The organism is Collinsella sp. AM12-1 (assembly GCF_003472325.1).
Lineage (GTDB): Bacteria > Actinomycetota > Coriobacteriia > Coriobacteriales > Coriobacteriaceae > Collinsella.
In genome coordinates this window covers 1-333 of the sequence record NZ_QRLS01000018.1, presented here as the reverse complement: position 1 = coordinate 333, position 333 = coordinate 1, and the positions used below count along the sequence as shown (strand labels likewise).

Genomic DNA, 333 nt, shown 5'->3' with positions numbered 1-333 from the left:
GGCCGCGAGGCCTCCCCCTTCTTCAGTTTCGTTGACGGCTCGGTGCCGTCCACCGGTCAGCGGCGCCCTGGCCTCCCACGGGCTCACCCCGCAGTACTCTCGGCGCGATGGGGCTTAGCTTCCGGGTTCGGAACGGGACCGGGCGTGCCCCCCATGCTCTGGCCGCTGACCGGTGGGCGGCGCCCACCGTTACGGTGTCCGGGTGTCTACTCACGTGCCCTGGGGGCCGCATGGCGCATAGGAAAGGTCTGACTCGGGGGCATCCTCGTGCCCGGACCGCGCATGAGCGCATGTCCCGCGGGCCGCGAGGTGCGGTTCCGGAAGAGCTCGGGC

The 333-nt window shown here is 71.8% G+C and carries 1 rRNA gene; it reads right to left on the bottom strand.

From position 1 onward, the window contains the following. Positions 1-54: 54 nt before the first annotated feature. Positions 55-170: ribosomal RNA gene (rrf, locus tag DW136_RS08350) — 5S ribosomal RNA — on the bottom strand. Positions 171-333 lie beyond the last annotated feature (163 nt).